This is a genomic window from Streptomyces sp. NPDC058877 (assembly GCF_042742855.1).
Taxonomy (GTDB): Bacteria; Actinomycetota; Actinomycetes; order Streptomycetales; family Streptomycetaceae; genus Streptomyces.
On sequence record NZ_JBHYMF010000134.1, the window covers coordinates 1 to 19,623 of the forward strand.

17 protein-coding genes, 1 tRNA gene and 1 pseudogene are annotated in these 19,623 nt (G+C 71.6%); 14 read left to right on the top strand and 5 right to left on the bottom strand.

All coding sequences use genetic code 11. The features are described from left to right. Positions 1–1,697 (bottom strand): annotated as a pseudogene (locus ACFW2Y_RS25755) (hypothetical protein); the annotation flags it as partial. Between the two features lie 83 nt (positions 1,698–1,780). Between ACFW2Y_RS25755 and ACFW2Y_RS25760 the strand changes: the two are divergent. Together ACFW2Y_RS25760 and ACFW2Y_RS25765 are read left to right on the top strand one after the other, a co-directional pair. Next, positions 1,781–2,227 carry an SRPBCC family protein gene (locus ACFW2Y_RS25760; protein ID WP_384883728.1) on the top strand — a complete coding sequence of 149 codons (447 nt, stop codon included), beginning with the start codon at positions 1,781–1,783 and terminating at the stop codon, positions 2,225–2,227. A 39-nt stretch (positions 2,228–2,266) separates the two neighbouring features. Beyond that, positions 2,267–2,338 (top strand) — tRNA-Val (locus tag ACFW2Y_RS25765). Between the two features lie 88 nt (positions 2,339–2,426). Here ACFW2Y_RS25765 and ACFW2Y_RS25770 read toward each other — a convergent pair. Then, entirely contained in the window at positions 2,427–3,155 is a 729-nt protein-coding gene (locus tag ACFW2Y_RS25770; protein WP_384883731.1) for a 3'-5' exonuclease, read from the bottom strand. Positions 3,156–3,275: 120 nt separating this feature from the next. On the opposite strand from ACFW2Y_RS25770, the gene ACFW2Y_RS25775 reads away from it, so the two are divergent. The 3 genes from ACFW2Y_RS25775 to thrS all read left to right on the top strand — a co-directional run bounded on the left by ACFW2Y_RS25775 (position 3,276) and on the right by thrS (position 7,313). Continuing rightward, positions 3,276–3,842 carry a DUF4365 domain-containing protein gene (locus tag ACFW2Y_RS25775; protein ID WP_384883734.1) on the top strand — a complete coding sequence of 189 codons (567 nt, stop codon included), beginning with the start codon at positions 3,276–3,278 and terminating at the stop codon, positions 3,840–3,842. Then, positions 3,842–5,155, top strand: coding sequence for a hypothetical protein (locus ACFW2Y_RS25780; protein ID WP_384883737.1), 1,314 nt, complete (start codon positions 3,842–3,844; stop codon positions 5,153–5,155). The genes ACFW2Y_RS25775 and ACFW2Y_RS25780 overlap by 1 nt, the downstream gene beginning before the upstream one ends. A gap of 181 nt (positions 5,156–5,336) precedes the next feature. After that, positions 5,337–7,313: a threonine--tRNA ligase gene (thrS, locus tag ACFW2Y_RS25785; RefSeq protein WP_384883739.1), complete on the top strand. Its 1,977-nt coding sequence runs from the start codon at positions 5,337–5,339 to the stop codon at positions 7,311–7,313. 13 nt (positions 7,314–7,326) lie between these two features. On the opposite strand, the gene ACFW2Y_RS25790 is transcribed toward thrS, so the two are convergent. Next, a complete protein-coding gene (locus tag ACFW2Y_RS25790) occupies positions 7,327–8,016 on the bottom strand; it encodes a potassium channel family protein (RefSeq protein ID WP_384883741.1) in 690 nt (229 codons plus the stop codon). A gap of 65 nt (positions 8,017–8,081) precedes the next feature. On the opposite strand from ACFW2Y_RS25790, the gene ACFW2Y_RS25795 reads away from it, so the two are divergent. Beyond that, on the top strand, positions 8,082–8,645 hold the full coding sequence (locus ACFW2Y_RS25795) for an HIT family protein (protein WP_384883744.1): 564 nt from the start codon (positions 8,082–8,084) through the stop codon (positions 8,643–8,645). A gap of 27 nt (positions 8,646–8,672) precedes the next feature. Here ACFW2Y_RS25795 and ACFW2Y_RS25800 read toward each other — a convergent pair whose 3' ends face one another. Both ACFW2Y_RS25800 and ACFW2Y_RS25805 read right to left on the bottom strand, forming a co-directional pair. After that, on the bottom strand, positions 8,673–10,331 hold the full coding sequence (locus tag ACFW2Y_RS25800; protein ID WP_384883747.1) for a hypothetical protein: 1,659 nt from the start codon (positions 10,329–10,331) through the stop codon (positions 8,673–8,675). A gap of 176 nt (positions 10,332–10,507) precedes the next feature. Next, complete coding sequence (locus tag ACFW2Y_RS25805; protein ID WP_384883750.1) at positions 10,508–12,724, bottom strand: elongation factor G-like protein EF-G2; 2,217 nt, start codon at positions 12,722–12,724, stop codon at positions 10,508–10,510. 269 nt (positions 12,725–12,993) lie between these two features. On the opposite strand from ACFW2Y_RS25805, the gene pgsA reads away from it, so the two are divergent. The 8 genes from pgsA (at position 12,994) to ACFW2Y_RS25845 (ending at position 19,516) form a co-directional block, all read left to right on the top strand. Then, on the top strand, positions 12,994–13,656 hold the full coding sequence (gene pgsA, locus ACFW2Y_RS25810; RefSeq protein WP_384883753.1) for a phosphatidylinositol phosphate synthase: 663 nt from the start codon (positions 12,994–12,996) through the stop codon (positions 13,654–13,656). A 5-nt stretch (positions 13,657–13,661) separates the two neighbouring features. Then, positions 13,662–14,570 (top strand): phosphatidylinositol mannoside acyltransferase, encoded by a 909-nt coding sequence (locus ACFW2Y_RS25815; RefSeq protein ID WP_384883771.1) that lies wholly within the window; start codon positions 13,662–13,664, stop codon positions 14,568–14,570. Further along, entirely contained in the window at positions 14,567–15,721 is a 1,155-nt protein-coding gene (locus ACFW2Y_RS25820) for a glycosyltransferase family 4 protein (protein ID WP_384883755.1), read from the top strand. Before ACFW2Y_RS25815 ends, ACFW2Y_RS25820 begins: the two co-directional genes overlap by 4 nt. Before the next feature lie 161 nt (positions 15,722–15,882). Further along, positions 15,883–16,518: an MBL fold metallo-hydrolase gene (locus ACFW2Y_RS25825; protein WP_384883758.1), complete on the top strand. Its 636-nt coding sequence runs from the start codon at positions 15,883–15,885 to the stop codon at positions 16,516–16,518. A gap of 11 nt (positions 16,519–16,529) precedes the next feature. Further along, positions 16,530–17,072, top strand: a complete 543-nt coding sequence (locus ACFW2Y_RS25830; RefSeq protein WP_384883760.1) for a hypothetical protein — start codon at positions 16,530–16,532, stop codon at positions 17,070–17,072. 116 nt (positions 17,073–17,188) lie between these two features. Next, on the top strand, positions 17,189–18,103 hold the full coding sequence (gene pdxS, locus ACFW2Y_RS25835; protein WP_384883763.1) for a pyridoxal 5'-phosphate synthase lyase subunit PdxS: 915 nt from the start codon (positions 17,189–17,191) through the stop codon (positions 18,101–18,103). Between the two features lie 6 nt (positions 18,104–18,109). After that, complete coding sequence (pdxT, locus tag ACFW2Y_RS25840) at positions 18,110–18,700, top strand: pyridoxal 5'-phosphate synthase glutaminase subunit PdxT (RefSeq protein ID WP_384883766.1); 591 nt, start codon at positions 18,110–18,112, stop codon at positions 18,698–18,700. Between the two features lie 63 nt (positions 18,701–18,763). After that, positions 18,764–19,516: a YebC/PmpR family DNA-binding transcriptional regulator gene (locus ACFW2Y_RS25845; protein ID WP_384883768.1), complete on the top strand. Its 753-nt coding sequence runs from the start codon at positions 18,764–18,766 to the stop codon at positions 19,514–19,516. The last annotated feature ends 107 nt before the right edge of the window (positions 19,517–19,623 follow it).

Here is a 19,623-nt window from a genome sequence, read left to right on the forward strand (position 1 = left end):
GCCTGCCCCCGCGGTCGGTCGGGTGCCGGCCCCGGCCGTCCGCCGCCGGGCCCGGCCGGCAGGGGAGCGAAAGCGCCGCTGGCCGGAGTGCCGGTCCCGACGGTGCTCCGGGGCGCCGTCGCGGCGCCGTCCCCGGGGGCGGTCCGGACATCGGCGGCCTCCGCCGATGTCCGGACACCGGACCCGCCCGGTGCGGGACCGCCGGTCCGCACGACCGGTGCCCCGGCAGCGTGCAGGCCGCGTGTCAGGGGGGCCGGGACGGCCGCGAACCACAGGGCCGCCGCGATGGTGAGGACCTGGAGGGCGAGCGTCGCCGGGTACGGGAGGCCGAGGGAGACCGGCAGGGCCGTGAGGAGCGCCCAAGTCAGGCAGAGGGACCCGCAGCGCGCCCAGAGCCGGGGGAGGAGCGCCAGGGAAGCGACCGCAGCCGCCAGCACCAGGACCGCGGTCGCCGGGTACGGGGCCAGGAGGGGAGCGCCGTGCTCGCCCGACCAGACCCCCGTCCTCCGGAGCACCGGTCCGAGCGCCCCGGCTGCCACCGGTGGCAGCGCCCATGCGACGCCGAACGCCGCCACCGCGCCCCCGGCCCCGGCCAGCCCGGCCCTGAGGCCCCGCGGGAGCCGTCGCAGGGCCCCGGTGGTCGCCCCCCGGCCGCCGGGGCGTTCCGTCCCCGGCGCGCCGCCAGTCGCCCTCCCGGTGCCGGCTTCCTCGCCCGCCGGATCCGCAGGACGCCACAGCAGCGTCAGTGCCAGCGCACAGAACGCGTAACCCGGGACCCACCAGTCGGCGGGGAGCACCGTGCGCAGGAGGCCGCCGAAGGCTGCCAGGACGGCCAGGCCCGCGGCCACCGAGAAGGCCACGGCGGCGGCAGGGGTGCGCCACGCCGCGTACAGCGCCACCGCCGCCCCTGCGAGGAGGAGCGGCGCACCGCTCCAGGGGGAGGCGAGGGAGAGCCGCCCGCCCTCCAGCAGGGCCCAGCCGCCCAGGGCCGTGCCGACCGTGGCCGCCGTGACCCGCACCGCGGCCGGTCGGGCCCACAGGACCGCCGCCGCGTCCGCCGTCGCGGTGAGGAGCGCCGCCCAGGCGACGGCCGCCGGACCGCCGCCGGCCGCGAGCACGCCCAGCGGCAGCGGTAGCTGCGCCGCGACCACGGCCGAGGGGAGCGGCAGTCGCAGCCGGGACAGCGAGGAGCCGTACGCCGTCCACGCGCCCGCGATGACCGTCGCGGCCACCGCCGTGTACCCCAGGCCGTCCGTCCCGGACAGCGCCACCCGGTGCAGCGCGTACGCGTCGAGCACCATCAGTACCAGGCCGAGCGCCGCCACCGACTCGGCCGTCGACGCCAGTCCCCTGCGCAACAGCGCCACCGGTGCCACGAGGGCCGCGGCCGTCACCGCGGCCAGGACCGTCGCACGGGCACCGATCCCCATCGAGCCCCAGCTCACCAGGGTGAAGGCGACCGCCGCGACGGTCAGCAGGGTGCCGCCGAGCGTCAACAGCACGTTCTGTGCGCTCCGGGGTGTCGAGTCCGCTGTCGCCGGTTGCGGCTTCGGCGGGGTCGCCGTCGGGCCCGGCGCGTACAGCACTCGGATCAGCCAGGCTCGACGGGCCAGCAACTGGGAACGACGCGCGTCGAGTTGAGCCAGCTCGCGGTCGACGAGCACCAGCTCGTCGGCGGGCGGCAGGGAGTTGTCCATACCCGGAGTGTGGCGCCGGCCACAGCGGGCGGGAATGCGTCCCCGTACTCAGATTCCCGCCTGAGTACGTCCACACTGGGGGCATGGACTGGTGCCGGTACCGCTTCCGCTGCGTCTGGCGGCTCCCCGCCCCGCCCGACGCCGTCTACGCCGTGCTCGAACGCGTCGAGGAGTATCCCCGCTGGTGGCCCCAGGTCCGGGAGGTCGTTCCCCTCGACGACACCACCGGAGCGGCCCGCTTCCGCTCCGTGCTCCCCTACGACCTTCTCGTCACCGCACGGGCCCTGCGGCGCGACCCGGTGACCCGCGTCCTGGAAGTCGGCCTCGGCGGGGACCTGGAGGGCTGGGCCCGTTGGACCCTCGCCCCGGAAGGGGGCGGCACCCGCGCGCTGTACGAACAGGAGGTCGAGGTCCGGGCCCGACTCCTGCGGGTCCTCGCCGTTCCCGGACGGCTCCCCTTCCGCGCCAATCACGCCCTGATGATGCGTGCCGGGCGTCGCGGGCTCACCGCCCGCCTGCGCGCGGTTTGAACGAAGGGTGCGAAGACCTGTATGGTTCAACCCGTTCCCGGGCGATTAGCTCAGCGGGAGAGCACTTCGTTCACACCGAAGGGGTCACTGGTTCGATCCCAGTATCGCCCACCGGGAGAGGCCGGTCCGTCGCGAGGCGGACCGGCCTCTGTCATGTGACGGTGCGACACGACCGGTGCTGTCCCCCGCTCTTGAGCGGTCACGCCGCGGTGCGCAGCTCCGGCCGGAGCGGCCATGCCGGGTCGACCGTCTCCGGCGTCCCCTGCCGCGTGAACCAGGCCTGGAGTCCCCGCGCCTGTGCCGCGTGCCAGACCGCCTGGAGCGTGTGGAGCTCCGCCGGCGTCAGCCGTTCGAGCCGGGACGAGAAGCGCCGCGCCACCGCCCGTACGACGTCCAGTGCCGCCGTTGCGTCCGCCGCCGCGTCGTGCGCGCCCGTCAGCTCCACCTCGTAGTGGGCGCAGAGGTCCGTCAGCGTCCTGCGGCCCTTCCGGTAGCGGTCCAGGTGCTTGTCCAGGACCCGCGGATCGAGCACGCACAAGGGACTGGCGGCCGTGTAGTCCGCCAGCGTCGACGCCCGGTGCCGGCGCAGTTCGCGGTCCAGCATCGTGAGGTCGAACGGGGCGTTCATCACCACCAACGGCCGTCCCACCGCGGACTGCTCGGCCAGCGCCCGCCCCAGCTCCTCCATCACCGGAGCCGGCCACCGGCCGTTCCGCTGGAGGTGGTCGTCCGTCAGGCCGTGGATCGCCGTCGCCCCTTCCGGCACGGGCACGCCGGGATTGACCAGCCAGCGCGTCACCCGCGGGCGTGCCCCTTCCGCGTCCTGGACGACGAGGGCGGCCGAGACGATCCGGTCCTCCTCGACGTCAACTCCCGTGGTCTCCGTGTCGAAAGCCGCCAGGGGCCCTTCGTACCAGTGCATCGTCATCCCCGAACTCCCTGCACGTGTGCGGCAGATGGCCAACCCCCTGCCCGAAACGGTGATACCCGGACTGTTTGCGCCGTACGCGGACCGGTCACAACACAAGGGACGGGGAAGGAAGAAGACATGGCGCTCGCCCAGCCCGAGTCGGGAGGGCTGCCGCCCCAGCGGGCGGTACCGACGCGCGGCTCACTCGCCACCACCGCCTGCATGGAGACCCTTCAGGTGGGATACCTGCACGCCGTCGCCGCCGCGGCCGGCTGCTCGCTGTCCCAGCCCTTTCCGGACAACGGGATCGACTGGCACGTGAGCCACAGCGCTCCCGGGCACACCGTCGACGACGAAGTGACCATCAAGGTGCAGCTCAAGTGCACCTACCAGATACCGCCGCGCCCGCCGGGCAGCGCGTTCTCCTTCACCCTCGACAACGACCACCTGGTGAAGCTCGCACGGACACCGGTGTCCGTGCACAAGATCCTGGTGGTGATGCTCGTCCCGAGGGCACCGGAGGACTGGCTGAGGGCGGGCCACGACCGGCTCGACCTGCGGCACTGCTGCTACTGGATCAACCTGGCCGGACACCCGGTCACGGGGCGGCGCCGCACCACCGTGCGGGTCCCGACGACACGGATCTTCGACGACCGGGCGCTCTGCGACATCATGACCCGGGTCGGCGTGGGAGGGAGACCTTGATGCACCGACCGATCGACGACCCCGGGTTCGGGGACGAGGGGGACGGGGCCGGGCGCGGTTCCGTCCCCCCGCCCTACCGGCCCCATCCCGCGCCGGGTGAGACCCCCGGACCCTGGACCGGCGTGCCCGCCCCGCCGACGGGGCCCTGGGCCGACGTCCAGGGCCCGCCCGACCCCGGCAGGGTCGACCCGCGGGTCCTCGGTGCCCTCCTCGCCCGCCACGGCTGGCGGCGCCGCGGCGGCGCCGCGGGCCGCTACAGCCGCTGGACCCCGCCCGGCACCGGCACCGGCACGAGCCTCCTCGTCCCGGAGAGCCGCGCGTTCCCGGACTGCGAGGACCTGCTCGGCGAGGCGCTCACCGCCCTCGCCCGCAGCGGCACGCCCTCCGCGCGGGAGGTCCTCACCGGCCTCTCCGTGCCCAGCGACGAGATCCGCTGGTGGCGCGACGTGCCCCCGGGGCCGACCGGCACCGTCCCCTGGACCGTGCAGGAACAGCTCAGGTCCGCGGCCCGCCAACTGCTCCTCGCCGGTGCCCTCGCCGTGCGCGGTCGGGCCGGCTACCACGGCTCTCGGCACCGGCGCGCCGCCCAGGCGTCCTTGGAGACCGTCGTCGTCGGCGCGGCACCCGGCGGGCGCGGCCTCACCGCCTTCCTCCCGGTCGAGCCGGGGCGCCCGGTCACGGTCCGGCTCTACCACGCGCTCCACGCCGCCCGCGAGGCCGTCGACTACCAGCGGGCCACCGGCGGCATGGAGGCCTTCGACGCCGCCGTCGAAGCGGGGGTCAGCCGTGAGTTCACCGAGGCGCTGGTGGCCCTTGTCCGAGGCACCGAGGGAGCTCGCATCGCCCTGGAGTGGGCTCCGGCCGTCGGCGCCCCCGAGGGGTGCGCGGCCCGGCCCGAGCCGGTCGAGTTCTCGCCCGGTGACCTGCCCGCGCTCCGGGAGGCGAGCGCCCGCTATCTGACCGACGAGCCCTCCGTACCGGTCAGGCTCACCGGAACCGTCGTCCGCATGCGTCGCTCCGGGCCGCGCGGCGAAGGGGTCGTACGGCTCCGGGTGCTCGGCGGTGCGGAAGTCCCGCACGTCCGGGTCGCCCTCGACGAGGAGGCCTACCGCACGGCCGGCCACGCCCACCTCGTCGGGCTTCCGATCAGGGTCGTGGGCCGGCTGGAGAGCCGCGGCGGCTTCCGGCGCCTCACCGATGCCTCCGGAGTGGTTCCCGTCCAGGTCGACGAGACGGAACGGGACCGGTTGCTGAAGTCCCTCCAGGAGAACCACGAGTTCTACGGGGAGGCCTGCGGGCCGGACGGGGAATGAGGGGAATGAAGGGCCGGCGGGGGCCCCGGGCTGCGGGAAGAGCGCGGGGCCGCGGGCAAACCCTTTCGCGGACGACGCGTACGGCTCGGTAGGATCGGTGGCGACGCGGCACCTCGTCTCTGCCGCGCTTCGTCGGTGCCGGCACTTCGTGTCTGCCCGCACCCCTATGTCTGGAGCACCAGTGTCTGATGTCCGTGTGACCGTCCAGTCCGCCTCGGAAGCAGAGGAGAGGACGGTGAGCGCGGGCACCACCGCCGGCGCCCTGTTCGCCGGCGACCGCACCGTCATCGCTGCCCGCGTCGGCGGCGAGCTGAAGGACCTGTCCTACGAGCTCCGCGACGGCGATGTCGTCGAGGGCGTCGAGATCTCCTCCCCGGACGGCCTCGACATCCTCCGCCACTCGACCGCGCACGTCATGGCCCAGGCCGTGCAGGAGCTCTTCCCCGAGGCCAAGCTGGGCATCGGCCCGCCGGTCCGGGACGGCTTCTACTACGACTTCGACGTCGAGAAGCCCTTCACCCCCGAGGACCTCAAGGTCATCGAGAAGAAGATGCAGGAGATCCAGAAGCGCGGCCAGCGCTTCGCCCGCCGGGTGGTGACCGACGAGGCCGCCCGCGAGGAGCTCGCGGACGAGCCCTACAAGCTGGAGCTCATCGGGATCAAGGGATCCGCCTCCGCGGAGGACGGCGCGAACGTCGAGGTGGGCGGCGGCGAGCTGACCATCTACGACAACCTCGACGCCAAGACCGGCGAGCTGTGCTGGAAGGACCTGTGTCGCGGTCCGCACCTGCCGACCACCCGCAACATCCCGGCGTTCAAACTCATGCGCAACGCCGCCGCCTACTGGCGCGGCAGCGAGAAGAACCCGATGCTCCAGCGCATCTACGGCACCGCCTGGCCGTCGAAGGAGGAGCTGAAGGCGCACCTCGACTTCCTCGCCGAGGCCGAGAAGCGGGACCACCGCAAGCTGGGCAACGAGCTCGACCTCTTCTCCGTCCCGGACGAGATCGGCTCCGGCCTCGCCGTCTTCCACCCCAAGGGCGGCATCATCCGCCGGGTCATGGAGGACTACTCACGCAAGCGCCACGAGGAAGAGGGCTACGAGTTCGTCTACTCGCCGCACGCCACCAAGGGCAAGCTCTTCGAGAAGTCGGGCCACCTGGACTGGTACGCCGAGGGCATGTACCCGCCCATGCAGCTCGACGAGGGCGTGGACTACTACCTCAAGCCCATGAACTGCCCGATGCACAACCTGATCTTCGACGCGCGAGGTCGCTCCTACCGGGAGCTTCCGCTGCGCCTGTTCGAGTTCGGTACCGTGTACCGGTACGAGAAGTCCGGCGTCGTCCACGGCCTCACCCGGGCCCGCGGCTTCACCCAGGACGACGCGCACATCTACTGCACCCGCGAGCAGATGGCGGAGGAGCTCGACCGCACCCTCACCTTCGTCCTGAATTTGCTCCGTGACTACGGTCTGACCGACTTCTACCTGGAGCTGTCGACCAAGGACCCGGAGAAGTTCGTCGGGTCGGACGAGGTCTGGGAAGAGGCCACCGCGGTCCTCCAGCAGGTCGCCGAGAAGCAGGGCCTCCCCCTGACCCCCGACCCGGGCGGCGCCGCCTTCTACGGCCCGAAGATCTCGGTGCAGGCACGGGACGCCATCGGCCGCACCTGGCAGATGTCGACCGTCCAGCTCGACTTCAACCTGCCCGAGCGCTTCGACCTGGAGTACACCGCGCCGGACGGCACCAAGCAGCGCCCGGTCATGATCCACCGAGCCCTGTTCGGTTCCATCGAGCGCTTCTTCGCCGTCCTCCTGGAGCACTACGCGGGTGCCATGCCGCCGTGGCTGGCCCCCGTCCAGGCGACCGGCATCCCGATCGGCGACGCGCACGTCGACTACCTGCAGGAGTTCGCCGCCAAGGCGAAGAAGCAGGGGCTCCGCGTGGAGGTCGACTCCTCCTCGGACCGGATGCAGAAGAAGATCCGGAACGCGCAGAAGCAGAAGGTGCCGTTCATGGTCATCGCGGGTGACGAGGACATGGCTGCCGGCGCCGTTTCCTTCCGGTACCGCGACGGCTCGCAGGAGAACGGCATCCCCGTCGACGAGGCGATCGCCAAGCTCGCCAAGACCGTCGAGGACCGCGTCCAGGTCTGATGGCCCGAGCCGCTCAGGAAGCCCCCGGGGAACCCCCCGGGGGCTTCTTCTCGTCCCCGCGGGTGAACGCCTGGATCAGCCAGGACGAGAACGAACCCGTCACCGCGCCCAGGAGCGCGAGCCCGCAGCCCATCAGGCCCACCGCCGTCACCCGGCCCATCGGCGTCACCGGGACCACGTCCCCGTACCCCACCGTCGCCAGCGTCGCGCAGGTCCACCACAGGGAGTCCCCGAAGGTGAGGATGCTGGCACCGGGGGCGTCCACCTCGTACTGGTAGACGGTGAGCGCGCCCGCGAAGCCCAGCAGGCTGGTGGTGAGGCTCGCATAGACCATCACCCGTGCGTGCAGGCTGAGCCGGGGCTTGTCGCGGCGGCGCTGGACCCGGTAGTAGATGCCCACCATCCGCACCGGTCGCAGCAGCGGCAGGACCACCACCACGGTGTCGAGCAGGTGGCTGCGGACGAAGCGCAGCGGACCGAGTCCGCTGAGCCGGAGCCGCACCACGTAGTCCACGACGAAGACGCTCCAGGCCGCGAAGGTGAGGGCGAGGCAGAGGTCGAGCCAGCCCTCGGGCAGGAAGTGCATGGTCAGCACGCGAACCGCATAGCTTGCCAGGTAGACCAGGGAGGCCACGGCGAGCGGAACCTCCATGCGACGGTCCCAGCGTTCCTGCCGGGCTGGTTTCGGGGGCCTGACGCTCATCCGATCAGCATGGCCGCTGCACGGATCTTCCGCCCCGGCGACACGTTCCGAACGGGCGACGCAATATGCTGCACGACATGACGACTGAGCCGGAGCAGCAGATCGGAGTGGGGACGCGGGACGCGTTCCAGCGCCTGTGGACGCCCCACCGGATGGCGTACATCCAGGGGGAGAACAAGCCGACCGGGCCGGGGTCCGAGGACGGCTGCCCGTTCTGCGTGATTCCGTCGAAGTCGGACGAGGACGGTCTGGTGATCGCGCGCGGCCAGCACGTGTACGCGGTGCTGAACCTCTACCCCTACAACGGAGGCCACCTCATGGTGGTCCCGTACCGGCACGTCGCCGACTACACCGACCTCGACGAGGCCGAGACGGCCGAGCTCGCCGCCTTCACCAAGCGGGCGATGGTCGCGCTGCGGGCGGCCTCCGGTGCCCACGGCTTCAACATCGGCATGAACCAGGGTGCCGTCGCGGGCGCCGGCATCGCCGCGCACCTGCACCAGCACGTGGTGCCGCGCTGGGGAGGGGACACCAACTTCATGCCGGTGGTGGGGCACACCAAGGTGCTGCCGCAGCTGCTCGCGGACACCCGGAAGATGCTGGCCGACGCCTGGCCGGCCACCCTCTGACCCCACCACCCCGCCCGAGGGCCGATGTCATGCGTCGTAGACGTCGGCCTTCTTGGGGCCGGGCTCCTGAATACCCCCGCTGAGGACCAGCGAGCGGCCCGTGAAGCGCTCCGTGTCCACGTTGTGCTCGTCGAGCACCTTGATCGCCGCGGTGTGGACGGCACGGAGCACGGGGGTCGCCATGCGGATGGCGTCATCGGCCATGAAGCGGTTCTTCCAGAGCGGTCCCGCCCAGACGTGCCGCAGGCCGAAGGGCTCGGGCAGGACCATCTTCCCGCCGAGGAACTCCAGGACCGGCGGGTACCAGGTGAGCGGGGCGCGCACCGCCAGCCGGACGATGTCGTCGGTGTCGAGCAGCGGCTGCTGGATCTCCTTGGTCTCCCAGAAGCGGACCGTTTTGGCGATCTCCTTGCTCTTCCCCTTCGGCTTCGCCGTGAAGAGGCCGTGCACGGGGCCGAGCGCGTGGCCGGTGACCTCGATCCGGAGCGTGTGGTGGAGGGAGGTGACGGTGACCATCATGGTGAGGACCAGGTTCCCGTCCCAGAGCGTGAACTGCACGCCCAGGTAGTGGCGGTTGCCCGCACCGAACTGCTGGTTGTTGCAGATCCGCTGTATCTCGTGCGGCTTCACCTGGTAGTGGACGATGTCGTCGCCCTCGGGGCGGGTGACCTCGTCGGCCCCCTCGCCGACCGCGGCGACGATCCAGTGCTTGACCGTCGGCTTGGGGAAGCCGGTCTTGAGCGAGCCGCGCTCCAGGAGGGTCAGTTGGTCGTGGATCTTGCGGACGACATCCCAGGCGCGGAAGTCATGGATCTCCCGGCCGGGTAGGGGCACCAGCTCCTCGGCGAGCGTCCAGCTGCCCCAGCGGGTTCCCAGGCCGAGGATGCCCTTGCTGCCCGCGTAGAAGACGATGTTGGACTGCTGCTCCGCGGACAGCTTCTCCAGGTTGAGCCGGAGCTCCTCGGCGGACTTCTCGTCCGGGTCCTGGGGAACGGACTTCGGGATCTGTGCGCCGACGCCGCCGCCGCTGAGCAGGCCGGTCCAGCGCTCCCGCAGGTCGACGGCGGCCTTCAGACAGATCCGGCTCGCGAGGAACCAGCCGATCACCGGAGCGACGATCATGGCGCGCAGGTAGTTCGGCAGGAGTCCGTCGTAGGGCAGCCTGAGCAGGACCAGTGCCGCGAAGATGCCGGCCGCCCAGAGCAGGGCCGTGCCGATGGCACTGGTCCGCTTGTTCTCGGAGCCGGCGGCGACGCGGCGCAGCTGGATGACGCCGAGCCAGAGCAGCAACCCCGGGAGGAAGAGCACGCCGCAGACCAAGGTGACCACGGTCAGTTTGACGTCGCGCTGCCGACGGATGTCGGTGGCGGCGAGGCAGTGCTCCACGACCGGCTGGGGCTCGGCGCCGAACGACTGGATGAGGGCCTTGCGCCCGCCGCCGAGCATGCGGACCTGGACGGCGCGGGAGAACGCCTCGCCGAGGTCGGGGCGGAACAACTTCTCCCATCTGCCGCCCTTGACCGTGGTCTTGTAGAGGTCGTTGTCGGCGTCCTGGATGGTTTTCAGAGGGCTGTCCCGGTAGGCGGCGGAAGCGAGCGCGTTCGTCACGCCCGTCCCCCCACCGGAGCCCTGGAGGGGGATCTGTGCCCCGGGTCCGTATCCGTCGATCGCCACTGCCGCCCCCATCGCGCGCGAGTACCTGTGCGGGCTTTTCCCAACTGCCGTGCCCTGCACACCTTCTGAGCTGGGCACCACAGAGTAACCGGGTACCGGCGGATGCGTCACGGCCTGTGGATATCCACGGCCGAATGACGCCCGCCCGATCGGTGTCGGGCGGGCGTTCAGTCCTGTCGGGGCGTCAACTAGGAGCCGTTCCCGACCTGTTCGCGAGCCTTCTCCGCCACGTGCGGAGGCATGGGTTCATGACGGAGGTAGGTGCGGTCGAACCGACCGGTGCCGTGCGAGACCGAGCGCAGATCGATGGCGTACCGCCCGATCTCGACCTCGGGCACCTCGGCCCTGACCACGGTCCGCCCCGGTCCGGCCTGGTCGGTGCCGACGACCCGGCCGCGCCGTCCCGAGAGGTCGCTCATGACCGGACCGACGTACTCGTCGGGGACGAGGACCTCGACCCGGGCTACCGGTTCCAGGAGGTGGACGGGGACCTCCGCGGCGGCCTCGCGCAGGGCGAGCGCCCCCGCGGTCTGGAAGGCGGCGTCGGAGGAGTCCACCGAGTGGGCCTTGCCGTCCCTCAGTGTCACCCGGACGTCGACGAGGGGGTGACCGGTGGTGATCCCCCGGGCGGCCTGGGCCCGCACCCCCTTCTCGACGGAGGGGACGAACTGCCGCGGCACGGAACCGCCGACGACCTTGTCGACGAACTCGATGCCGCTGCCCGGTGGCAGCGGCTCCACGTCGATCTCGCAGATGGCGTACTGGCCGTGCCCGCCGGACTGCTTGACGTGCCGGCCCCGACCCGAAGCGGCGCCGCCGAAGGTCTCGCGCAGCGCCACCTTGTACGGCACGGCGTCGACCTGGACGCCGTACCGGCCGCGCAGGCGCTCCAGGGCCACGTCCTGGTGGGCTTCGCCCAGGCACCACAACACCACCTGCCGGGTGTCCTGGTTCTGTTCGAGCCGCAGGGTCGGGTCCTCGGCGACGAGCCGGGCGAGGCCCTGCGAAAGCCGGTCCTCGTCGGCTTTGCCGTGGGCCTGGACCGCCAGCGGCAACAGCGGCTCCGGCATCGTCCACGGCTCCATCAGCAGGGGATCGTCCTTGGCGGAGACGGTGTCCCCGGTCTCGGCGTGACCGAGCCGGGCGACGCAGGCGAGGTCCCCGGCGATGCAGGCCGCCAGCGGGCGCTGCTGTCTGCCGAAGGGGGAGGTGAGCCCGCCGATCCGCTCGTCCGCCTCGTGGAGCTCGTGCCCGTCGTGGTTCCGGTCGGCGAGACCGTGGCCGGAGACGTGCACCGTTTCGTCGGGACGCAGGGTGCCTGAGAAGACCCGCACCAGGGAGATCCGGCCCACGTAGGGGTCCGCGGCGGTCTTGACGACCTCGGCGACCAAAGGCCCCTCGGGGTCGCAGCTGAGGGGAGGTCGGGAGCGTCCGTCGGGGGTGGTGACGGCGGGGAGCTCGTGTTCCAGGGGGGAGGGGAAGCCGCCCGTGATCAACTCCAGCAGTTCGAGGGTGCCGAGGCCCTGCGTCCCGCCGTCGGCGGCGGGGGCGGCGGCGAGCACGGGGTGGAAGGCGCCCCGGGCCACGGCCTTCTCCAGGTCGTCGACGAGGGTCTTCAGGTCGATCTCCTCACCGCCCAGATAGCGGTCCATGAGGGTCTCATCCTCGCTCTCCGCGATGATCCCCTCGATGAGCCGGGAGCGGGCCTCGGCGATGACCTCCCGCTGGGCTCCGTCGGGTGCTTCCTCGCGGCGCACCCCCGTGGAGTAGTCGTAGACCCGCTCCGAGAGCAGCCCGATCAGGCCGGTGGCGGGGGCGTGCCCATCGGCGGCTTCGGTGCCGCGCACCGGAAGGTAGAGGGGGAGGACGGCGTCCGGGTCGTCCCGCCCGAAGAGCTCCGCACAGACGGCGGTGAGCTCGGTGAAGTCGGTGCGCGCGGTGTCGAGGTGGGTGATGACGATCGCCCGCGGCATGCCGACGGCGGCGCACTCCTCCCAGACCATGCGCGTCGAGGCGGCGACGGCGTCGGCCTCCTGTGCGGCCGAGACGACGAAGAGGGCGGCGTCCGCCGCGCGCAGACCGGCCCGCAGCTCCCCGACGAAGTCGGCGTACCCGGGCGTATCGAGGAGGTTGATCTTGTATCCGTCCCAGCCGACCGGGACGAGGGACAGCTGCACGGACCGCTGCTGGCGGTGCTCGATCTCGTCGTAGTCGGAGACGGTCCCGCCGTCTTCGACCCGTCCGGCCCGGTTCACCGCTCCGGCGGTTTGCGCGAGGGCCTCGACGAGGGTCGTCTTGCCCGCTCCGCTGTGGCCGACCAGCACCACGTTCCTGACGGCCGAGGGCCGGTCGGCCGTCGGAGCCCTGCCGGCGGCCCCGGCGGGCGTCTTCGCCTTGTCACCCATGATGTGTTCCTCCCGACTGCTCGCACGGTGCGGCGGGACGCGGGCGCGGGGGAGTGGTGTGTCGCGGTACGGCTCCTGCGGTGCCCGCGGTGGTCCTTCGAGCTTTGCACCGACGCCGGGACGCGTCCATACGTCGTACACACGGGCGCCCCCTAGAGGGACGCCGACGCGACGGGTGGGTACCCGCCGGTAGGTCGGGAGGCTCGTGGCTACGATGGGTGAGCCGGTGGTCGTAGGGGCCGCGCGGCCCACCGAACCTCGGGAAGGCCATGCTGAACAAGTACGCGCGTGCCTTTTTCACGCGTGTCCTCACACCGTTCGCCGCGTTTCTGCTCCGCCGGGGCGTGAGTCCGGACGCGGTCACGCTCATCGGCACGGCGGGGGTGATGGCCGGTGCGCTGGTCTTCTTCCCCCGTGGGGAATTCTTCTGGGGCACGATCGTCATCACCCTGTTCGTCTTCTCCGACCTCGTCGACGGCAACATGGCCCGACAGGCGGGGATCTCCAGCCGGTGGGGGGCCTTCCTCGACTCGACGCTGGACCGGGTCGCCGACGGGGCGATCTTCGGAGGCTTCGCGCTCTGGTACGCGGGCAAGGGCGACGACAACGCCCTGTGCGCCGTCGCGATCTTCTGCCTCGCCAGCGGTCAGGTCGTTTCGTACACCAAGGCCCGTGGCGAATCGATTGGCCTGCCCGTTGCGGTGAACGGCCTGGTCGAGCGTGCCGAACGCCTGGTGATCTCGCTGGTCGCCGCCGGCCTCTCCGGACTGCACGCCTTCGGGGTTCCCGGGGTCCAGGTGCTGCTGCCGATCGCCCTGTGGATCGTGGCCATCGGCAGCGCGGTGACCCTGGGGCAGCGGGTCGTCACGGTGCGGCGCGAGTCGGCCGAGGCGGACGCCGCCGCGGCCGGCGGCGGCGGGGCGGCCTCGTGAGCACGCTGGGCGAGCGGTTGAGCGACGGCCTGTACGGAGCGGGCTGGGCGACCGTGAAGAAGCTGCCGGAGCCGGTGGCGACGGGGCTCGGCAGACGGATCGCCGACCTGGCCTGGAAGCGGCGGGGCAAGAGCGTCCTGAGACTGGAGTCCAACCTCGCACGCGTGGTGCCGGACGCGGCTCCCGAGCGGCTCGCAGAGCTGTCGAAGGCCGGCATGCGCTCGTACATGCGCTACTGGATGGAGTCCTTCCGGCTGCCGACCTGGAGCAAGGAGCGGGTCGAGCGGTCCATCGACGTCAAGGGCCGCCACCACCTGGAAGAGGGCCTGGCCGCCGGGCGGGGCGTGATACTGGCCCTGCCCCATCTGGCCAACTGGGACCTCGCGGGCGTGTGGGTGACCCGCTCGCTGGGCGTGCCGTTCACGACCGTCGCCGAGCGCCTCAAGCCCGAATCCCTGTACGACCGGTTCGTCGCCTACCGCGAGTCCCTCGGCATGGAGGTCCTGCCGCACACCGGGGGATCCGCCTTCGGCACCCTGGCGCGACGACTGCGGGCCGGCGGCCTGGTCTGTCTGGTCGCCGACCGCGACCTCTCAGCCTCCGGTACCGAGGTCACGTTCTTCGGCGACACGGCGCGCATGCCGGCGGGTCCGGCGATCCTCGCCCAACAGACGGGGGCCCTGCTGCTGCCGGTGACCCTCTGGTACGACGACACGCCGGTGATGAAGGGACGGATCCACGCCCCCGTCGAGGTCCCCGAGTCGGGCACGCGGGCGGAGAAGACCTCCGTCATGACACAGGCCCTGGCCGACGTCTTCGCCAGCGGCATCGCGGACCATCCGGAGGACTGGCACATGCTGCAGCGGCTGTGGCTCTCGGACCTGGAGGAGCGCGGGGAGGAACGACCCTCGTGAAGATCGGCATCGTCTGCCCGTACTCCTGGGACGTGCCGGGCGGCGTCCAGTTCCACATCCGCGACCTCGCCGAGCACCTCATCGGGCTCGGGCACGGGGTGTCCGTCCTCGCCCCCGCCGACGACGAGACCCCGCTGCCGCCGTACGTCGTCTCGGCGGGCCGGGCCGTCCCCGTGCCCTACAACGGCTCGGTGGCCCGCCTCAACTTCGGGTTCCTCTCCGCCGCACGGGTCCGGCGCTGGCTGCACGAGGGAACCTTCGACGTGGTCCACATCCACGAGCCGACCTCGCCCTCGCTGGGACTGCTCACCTGCTGGGCGGCGCAGGGGCCGATCGTGGCCACCTTCCACACCTCGAACCCGCGTTCGCGGGCCATGATCGCCGCGTATCCGATCCTCCAGCCGGCCCTGGAGAAGATCAGCGCCCGCATCGCCGTGAGCGAGTACGCGCGCCGCACCCTGGTCGAGCACCTCGGCGGCGACGCGGTCGTCATCCCCAACGGCGTCGACGTGGATTTCTTCGCCCGCGCCGAGCCGAAGAAGGAGTGGCAGGGCGAGACCCTCGGCTTCATCGGCCGGATCGACGAACCGCGCAAGGGCCTGCCCGTCCTCATGCGGGCCCTGCCGAAGATCCTCACCGCGCGGCCCGGCACGAGGCTCCTGGTCGCCGGACGCGGGGACGAGGAGGAGGCGGTGGCCTCCCTGCCGCGCGAGATGCGTTCCCGAGTGGAGTTCCTCGGCATGGTCAGCGACGAGGACAAGGCGCGGCTGCTGCGGAGCGTCGACGTGTACGTGGCCCCCAACACCGGGGGCGAGAGCTTCGGGATCATCCTCGTCGAGGCGCTGTCGGCCGGTGCGCCGGTCCTCGCCGCCGACCTGGACGCCTTCGCCCAGGTCCTCGACCAGGGAGCGGCGGGCGAACTCTTCGCCAACGAGGACGCGGACGCGCTCGCGGACGCGGCGATCGCGCTCCTGGGGGACGCACCGCGCCGCGCGGAGCTCAGCGCCCGGGGCTCGGCCCACGTGCGGCGCTTCGACTGGTCCACGGTCGGTGCGGACGTCCTCGCCGTGTACGAGACGGTTACCGACGGGGCGGCGGCGGTGGACACGGACGAACGGGCGGGCGGGCTGCGCGCGCGACTGGGCCTCTAGGACGCGCTCCGACGGCGGGCTCCGTCCACCCGGAGGGCGTCGAGGGCCGGGAGGACCTTCGTCGCACCCCTGGGACCGGCGGTCGCGGGTCCCGGGTCCCGGGAAGGACGTTTTCCCGCGCCGGACGGATGGGCGGGGCGCCCCCCGGGCAGACTGCGGCCATGGATGCGATCACCCGTCTCGACCTCGGCCATCTCGTGCGCCCCGCCGAGGAGTGGGGAGGCCCGGGCGCCCGGGTGGAGCCGGTCCTCGGCTACGTGGTGCACCACGCGGGCGTCCGTCTGATCTTCGACACCGGGATCGGGACCGGGTCCCCGGAGACCGATGCGCACTACCGACCGGTCCGGCGCCCCCTGACCCCGGGGCCGGGCGACGTCGACCTGGTCGTCAATTGCCACCTCCACTTCGACCACGTCGGCGGCAACCAGCGCTTCCCCACCACCCCCGTCCTCGTCCAGCGCACCGAGCTCGCCCTCGCCCGCGCCGGCGGGCACACCATCGACGCGCTGCTGCCGGGCGTCCGGTACCAGGAGCTCGACGGCGAACACCGGATCGCGCCCGGTCTGCTGATCGTGCCGACCCCCGGGCACACGGCCGGCCACCAGTCGCTCGTCCTCGACCACGGTGACCGGATCACGGTCCTCGCCGGCCAGGCCCACGACTTCGCCCATGAGTTCGGCATCCCCCACCACCCCTGGTTCGACCGGCTCGGCGAGCTCGCCGACGGGCGGCCCGTCCGTGTCCTGTTCGCCCATGACCGTGACCTTTGGGAAGGCGTGCTGCCGCCGCCCCGGTAGCCTGTGCGCCCGTGACCGAAACCCTGATCTGGACCGTCGTCGCGCTGATCCTCGTCGGCGTCTACCTCAGTTGGACCGCCGGACGGCTCGACCGACTGCACGCGCGCATCGACGCCGCCCGTGCGGCCCTGGACGCACAGCTGCTGCGCCGGGCCTCGGTCACCCAGGAACTCGCCACCTCGGGCGTCCTCGACCCGGCAGCCTCCATCGTGCTCTACGAGGCCGCGCACGCCGCCCGCCAGGCGACGGAGGAGCACCGGGAAGTGGCCGAGAGCGAGCTGAGCCAGGCGCTCCGGGCCGTCTTCGGGGAGCCCGAGCAAGTGGAGCTCGTACGGCAGGCGCCGGGCGGCGAGGAGGCGGCGGGCGAGCTGGCGGCGGCCGTCCGTCGGGTGCCGATGGCCCGCCGGTTCCACAACGACGCGGTACGGGCCGCCCGCGCGCTGCGCCGGCACCGCAAGGTCCGTTGGTTCCGGCTCGCCGGCCACGCACCCTTTCCGCTGGCCTTCGAAATGGACGACGAGCCGCCGGTGGCCCTTGCCGATCGCCCGACCTGACCCCCCGTAACCTACGAAAACGATCCACTGGGTCCACATTGGCCCTTGATGTGGACCAGAGGTGGCCTGTTTCCTCATCCTTGTCGTCAACCACCGTTGTCACGAGTGAGGTATTCGTGTCCACCACGCCTTCCACCCCCTTCCAGTCCCCCGAGACCGGCACGGCACGCGTCAAGCGCGGCATGGCCGAGCAGCTCAAGGGCGGCGTGATCATGGACGTGGTCAACGCCGAGCAGGCGAAGATCGCCGAGGACGCCGGCGCCGTGGCCGTCATGGCCCTGGAGCGGGTCCCCGCGGACATCCGCAAGGACGGCGGCGTGGCCCGCATGTCCGACCCGAACATGATCGAGGAGATCATCGGTGCGGTCTCCATCCCGGTGATGGCCAAGTCCCGCATCGGCCACTTCGTCGAGGCCCAGGTCCTGCAGTCCCTCGGCGTCGACTACATCGACGAGTCCGAGGTCCTCACCCCGGCCGACGAGATCAACCACTCCGACAAGTGGGCCTTCACGACCCCCTTCGTCTGTGGTGCCACCAACCTGGGCGAGGCCCTGCGCCGCATCGCCGAGGGCGCGGCCATGATCCGCTCCAAGGGCGAGGCCGGCACCGGCAACGTGGTCGAGGCCGTCCGCCACCTGCGCCAGATCAAGAACGAGATCGCCAAGCTGCGCGGCTTCGACAACAACGAGCTGTTCGCCGCCGCCAAGGAGCTGCGCGCCCCGTACGAGCTCGTCAAGGAGGTCGCCGAGCTCGGCAAGCTGCCGGTCGTGCTGTTCTCCGCCGGTGGTGTCGCCACCCCGGCCGACGCCGCGCTGATGCGTCAGCTCGGTGCCGAGGGCGTCTTCGTCGGCTCCGGCATCTTCAAGTCGGGCGACCCGGCCAAGCGTGCCGCCGCCATCGTGAAGGCCACCACCTTCTACGACGACCCGAAGGTCATCGCGGACGCCTCCCGCAACCTCGGCGAGGCCATGGTCGGCATCAACTGCGACACCCTCCCCGAGTCCGAGCGCTACGCCAACCGGGGCTGGTAAGCACCGATGAACCCCTCTCCCGTCATTGGGGTCCTGGCCCTCCAGGGCGACGTACGGGAGCACCTGATCGCCCTGGCCGCGGCCGACGCCGTGGCCAGGCCGGTGAGGCGCCCCGAGGAGCTCGCAGAGGTCGACGGCCTGGTCATTCCCGGTGGTGAGTCCACCACCATCTCCAAGCTGGCCGTCCTCTTCGGCCTCATGGAGCCGCTGCGCGAGCGCATCGCCGCGGGCATGCCGGTCTACGGCACCTGTGCCGGCCTGATCATGCTCGCCGACAAGATCCTCGACCCGCGCTCGGGCCAGGAGACCTTCGGCGGCATCGACATGATCGTCCGCCGCAACGCCTTCGGGCGACAGAACGAGTCCTTCGAGGCGGGCGTGGCCGTCACGGGGATCGAGACCCCGGTCGAGGGCGTCTTCATCCGCGCCCCGTGGGTCGAGTCCGTCGGAGCCCAGGTCGAGGTCCTCGCCGAGCACGACGGGCACATCGTGGCCGTCCGACAGGGCCGGGTCCTCGCGACCTCCTTCCACCCCGAACTCACCGGCGATCACCGGATCCACGAACTCTTCGTGGACATGGTGCGCGCGGAACGGTGATGTGATCCCGGTAGGATCTCTGGGGTTCGTTCAAGAAGTGGGTTACGCGAAGGAGACAGGCAGATGTCCGGCCACTCTAAATGGGCTACGACGAAGCACAAGAAGGCCGTGATCGACGCCAAGCGCGGCAAGCTCTTCGCGAAGCTGATCAAGAACATCGAGGTCGCGGCCCGTACCGGCGGCGCCGACCCGGACGGCAACCCGACGCTCTACGACGCCATCCAGAAGGCGAAGAAGAGCTCGGTCCCGAACAAGAACATCGACTCCGCCGTCAAGCGGGGCGGCGGTCTCGAGGCCGGCGGCGTCGACTACGCCACGATCATGTACGAGGGTTACGGCCCGAACGGCGTCGCGGTGCTCATCGAGTGCCTCACCGACAACCGCAACCGTGCCGCCTCCGACGTGCGCGTCGCCATGACCCGCAACGGCGGTTCCATGGCCGACCCGGGCTCGGTCTCGTACCTGTTCAACCGCAAGGGCGTCGTGGTGCTGCCCAAGGGCGAGCTGACCGAGGACGACGTCCTCGGTGCGGTCCTCGACGCGGGCGCCGAAGAGGTCAATGACCTCGGCGAGAACTTCGAGGTCATCAGCGAGGCCACCGACCTGGTCGCGGTCCGCACCGCGCTCCAGGAGGCCGGCATCGACTACGACTCGGCCGAGTCCAGCTTCGTCCCGACCATGCAGGTCGAGCTGGACGAGGAGGGGGCGCGCAAGATGTTCAAGCTGATCGACGCCCTGGAGGACAGCGACGACGTGCAGAACGTCTTCGCCAACTTCGACGTCAGCGATGAGGTCATGGAGAAGGTCGACGCCTGATCCCCCCTTTGCGGCCAAACCGCCGCCGCTCTCGCGGATGTGGTTGCTCGCCGTTCGGGTCGCTCAATCGATGGTTGCTGTTTTGGACGGGCCGACAGGACACACCC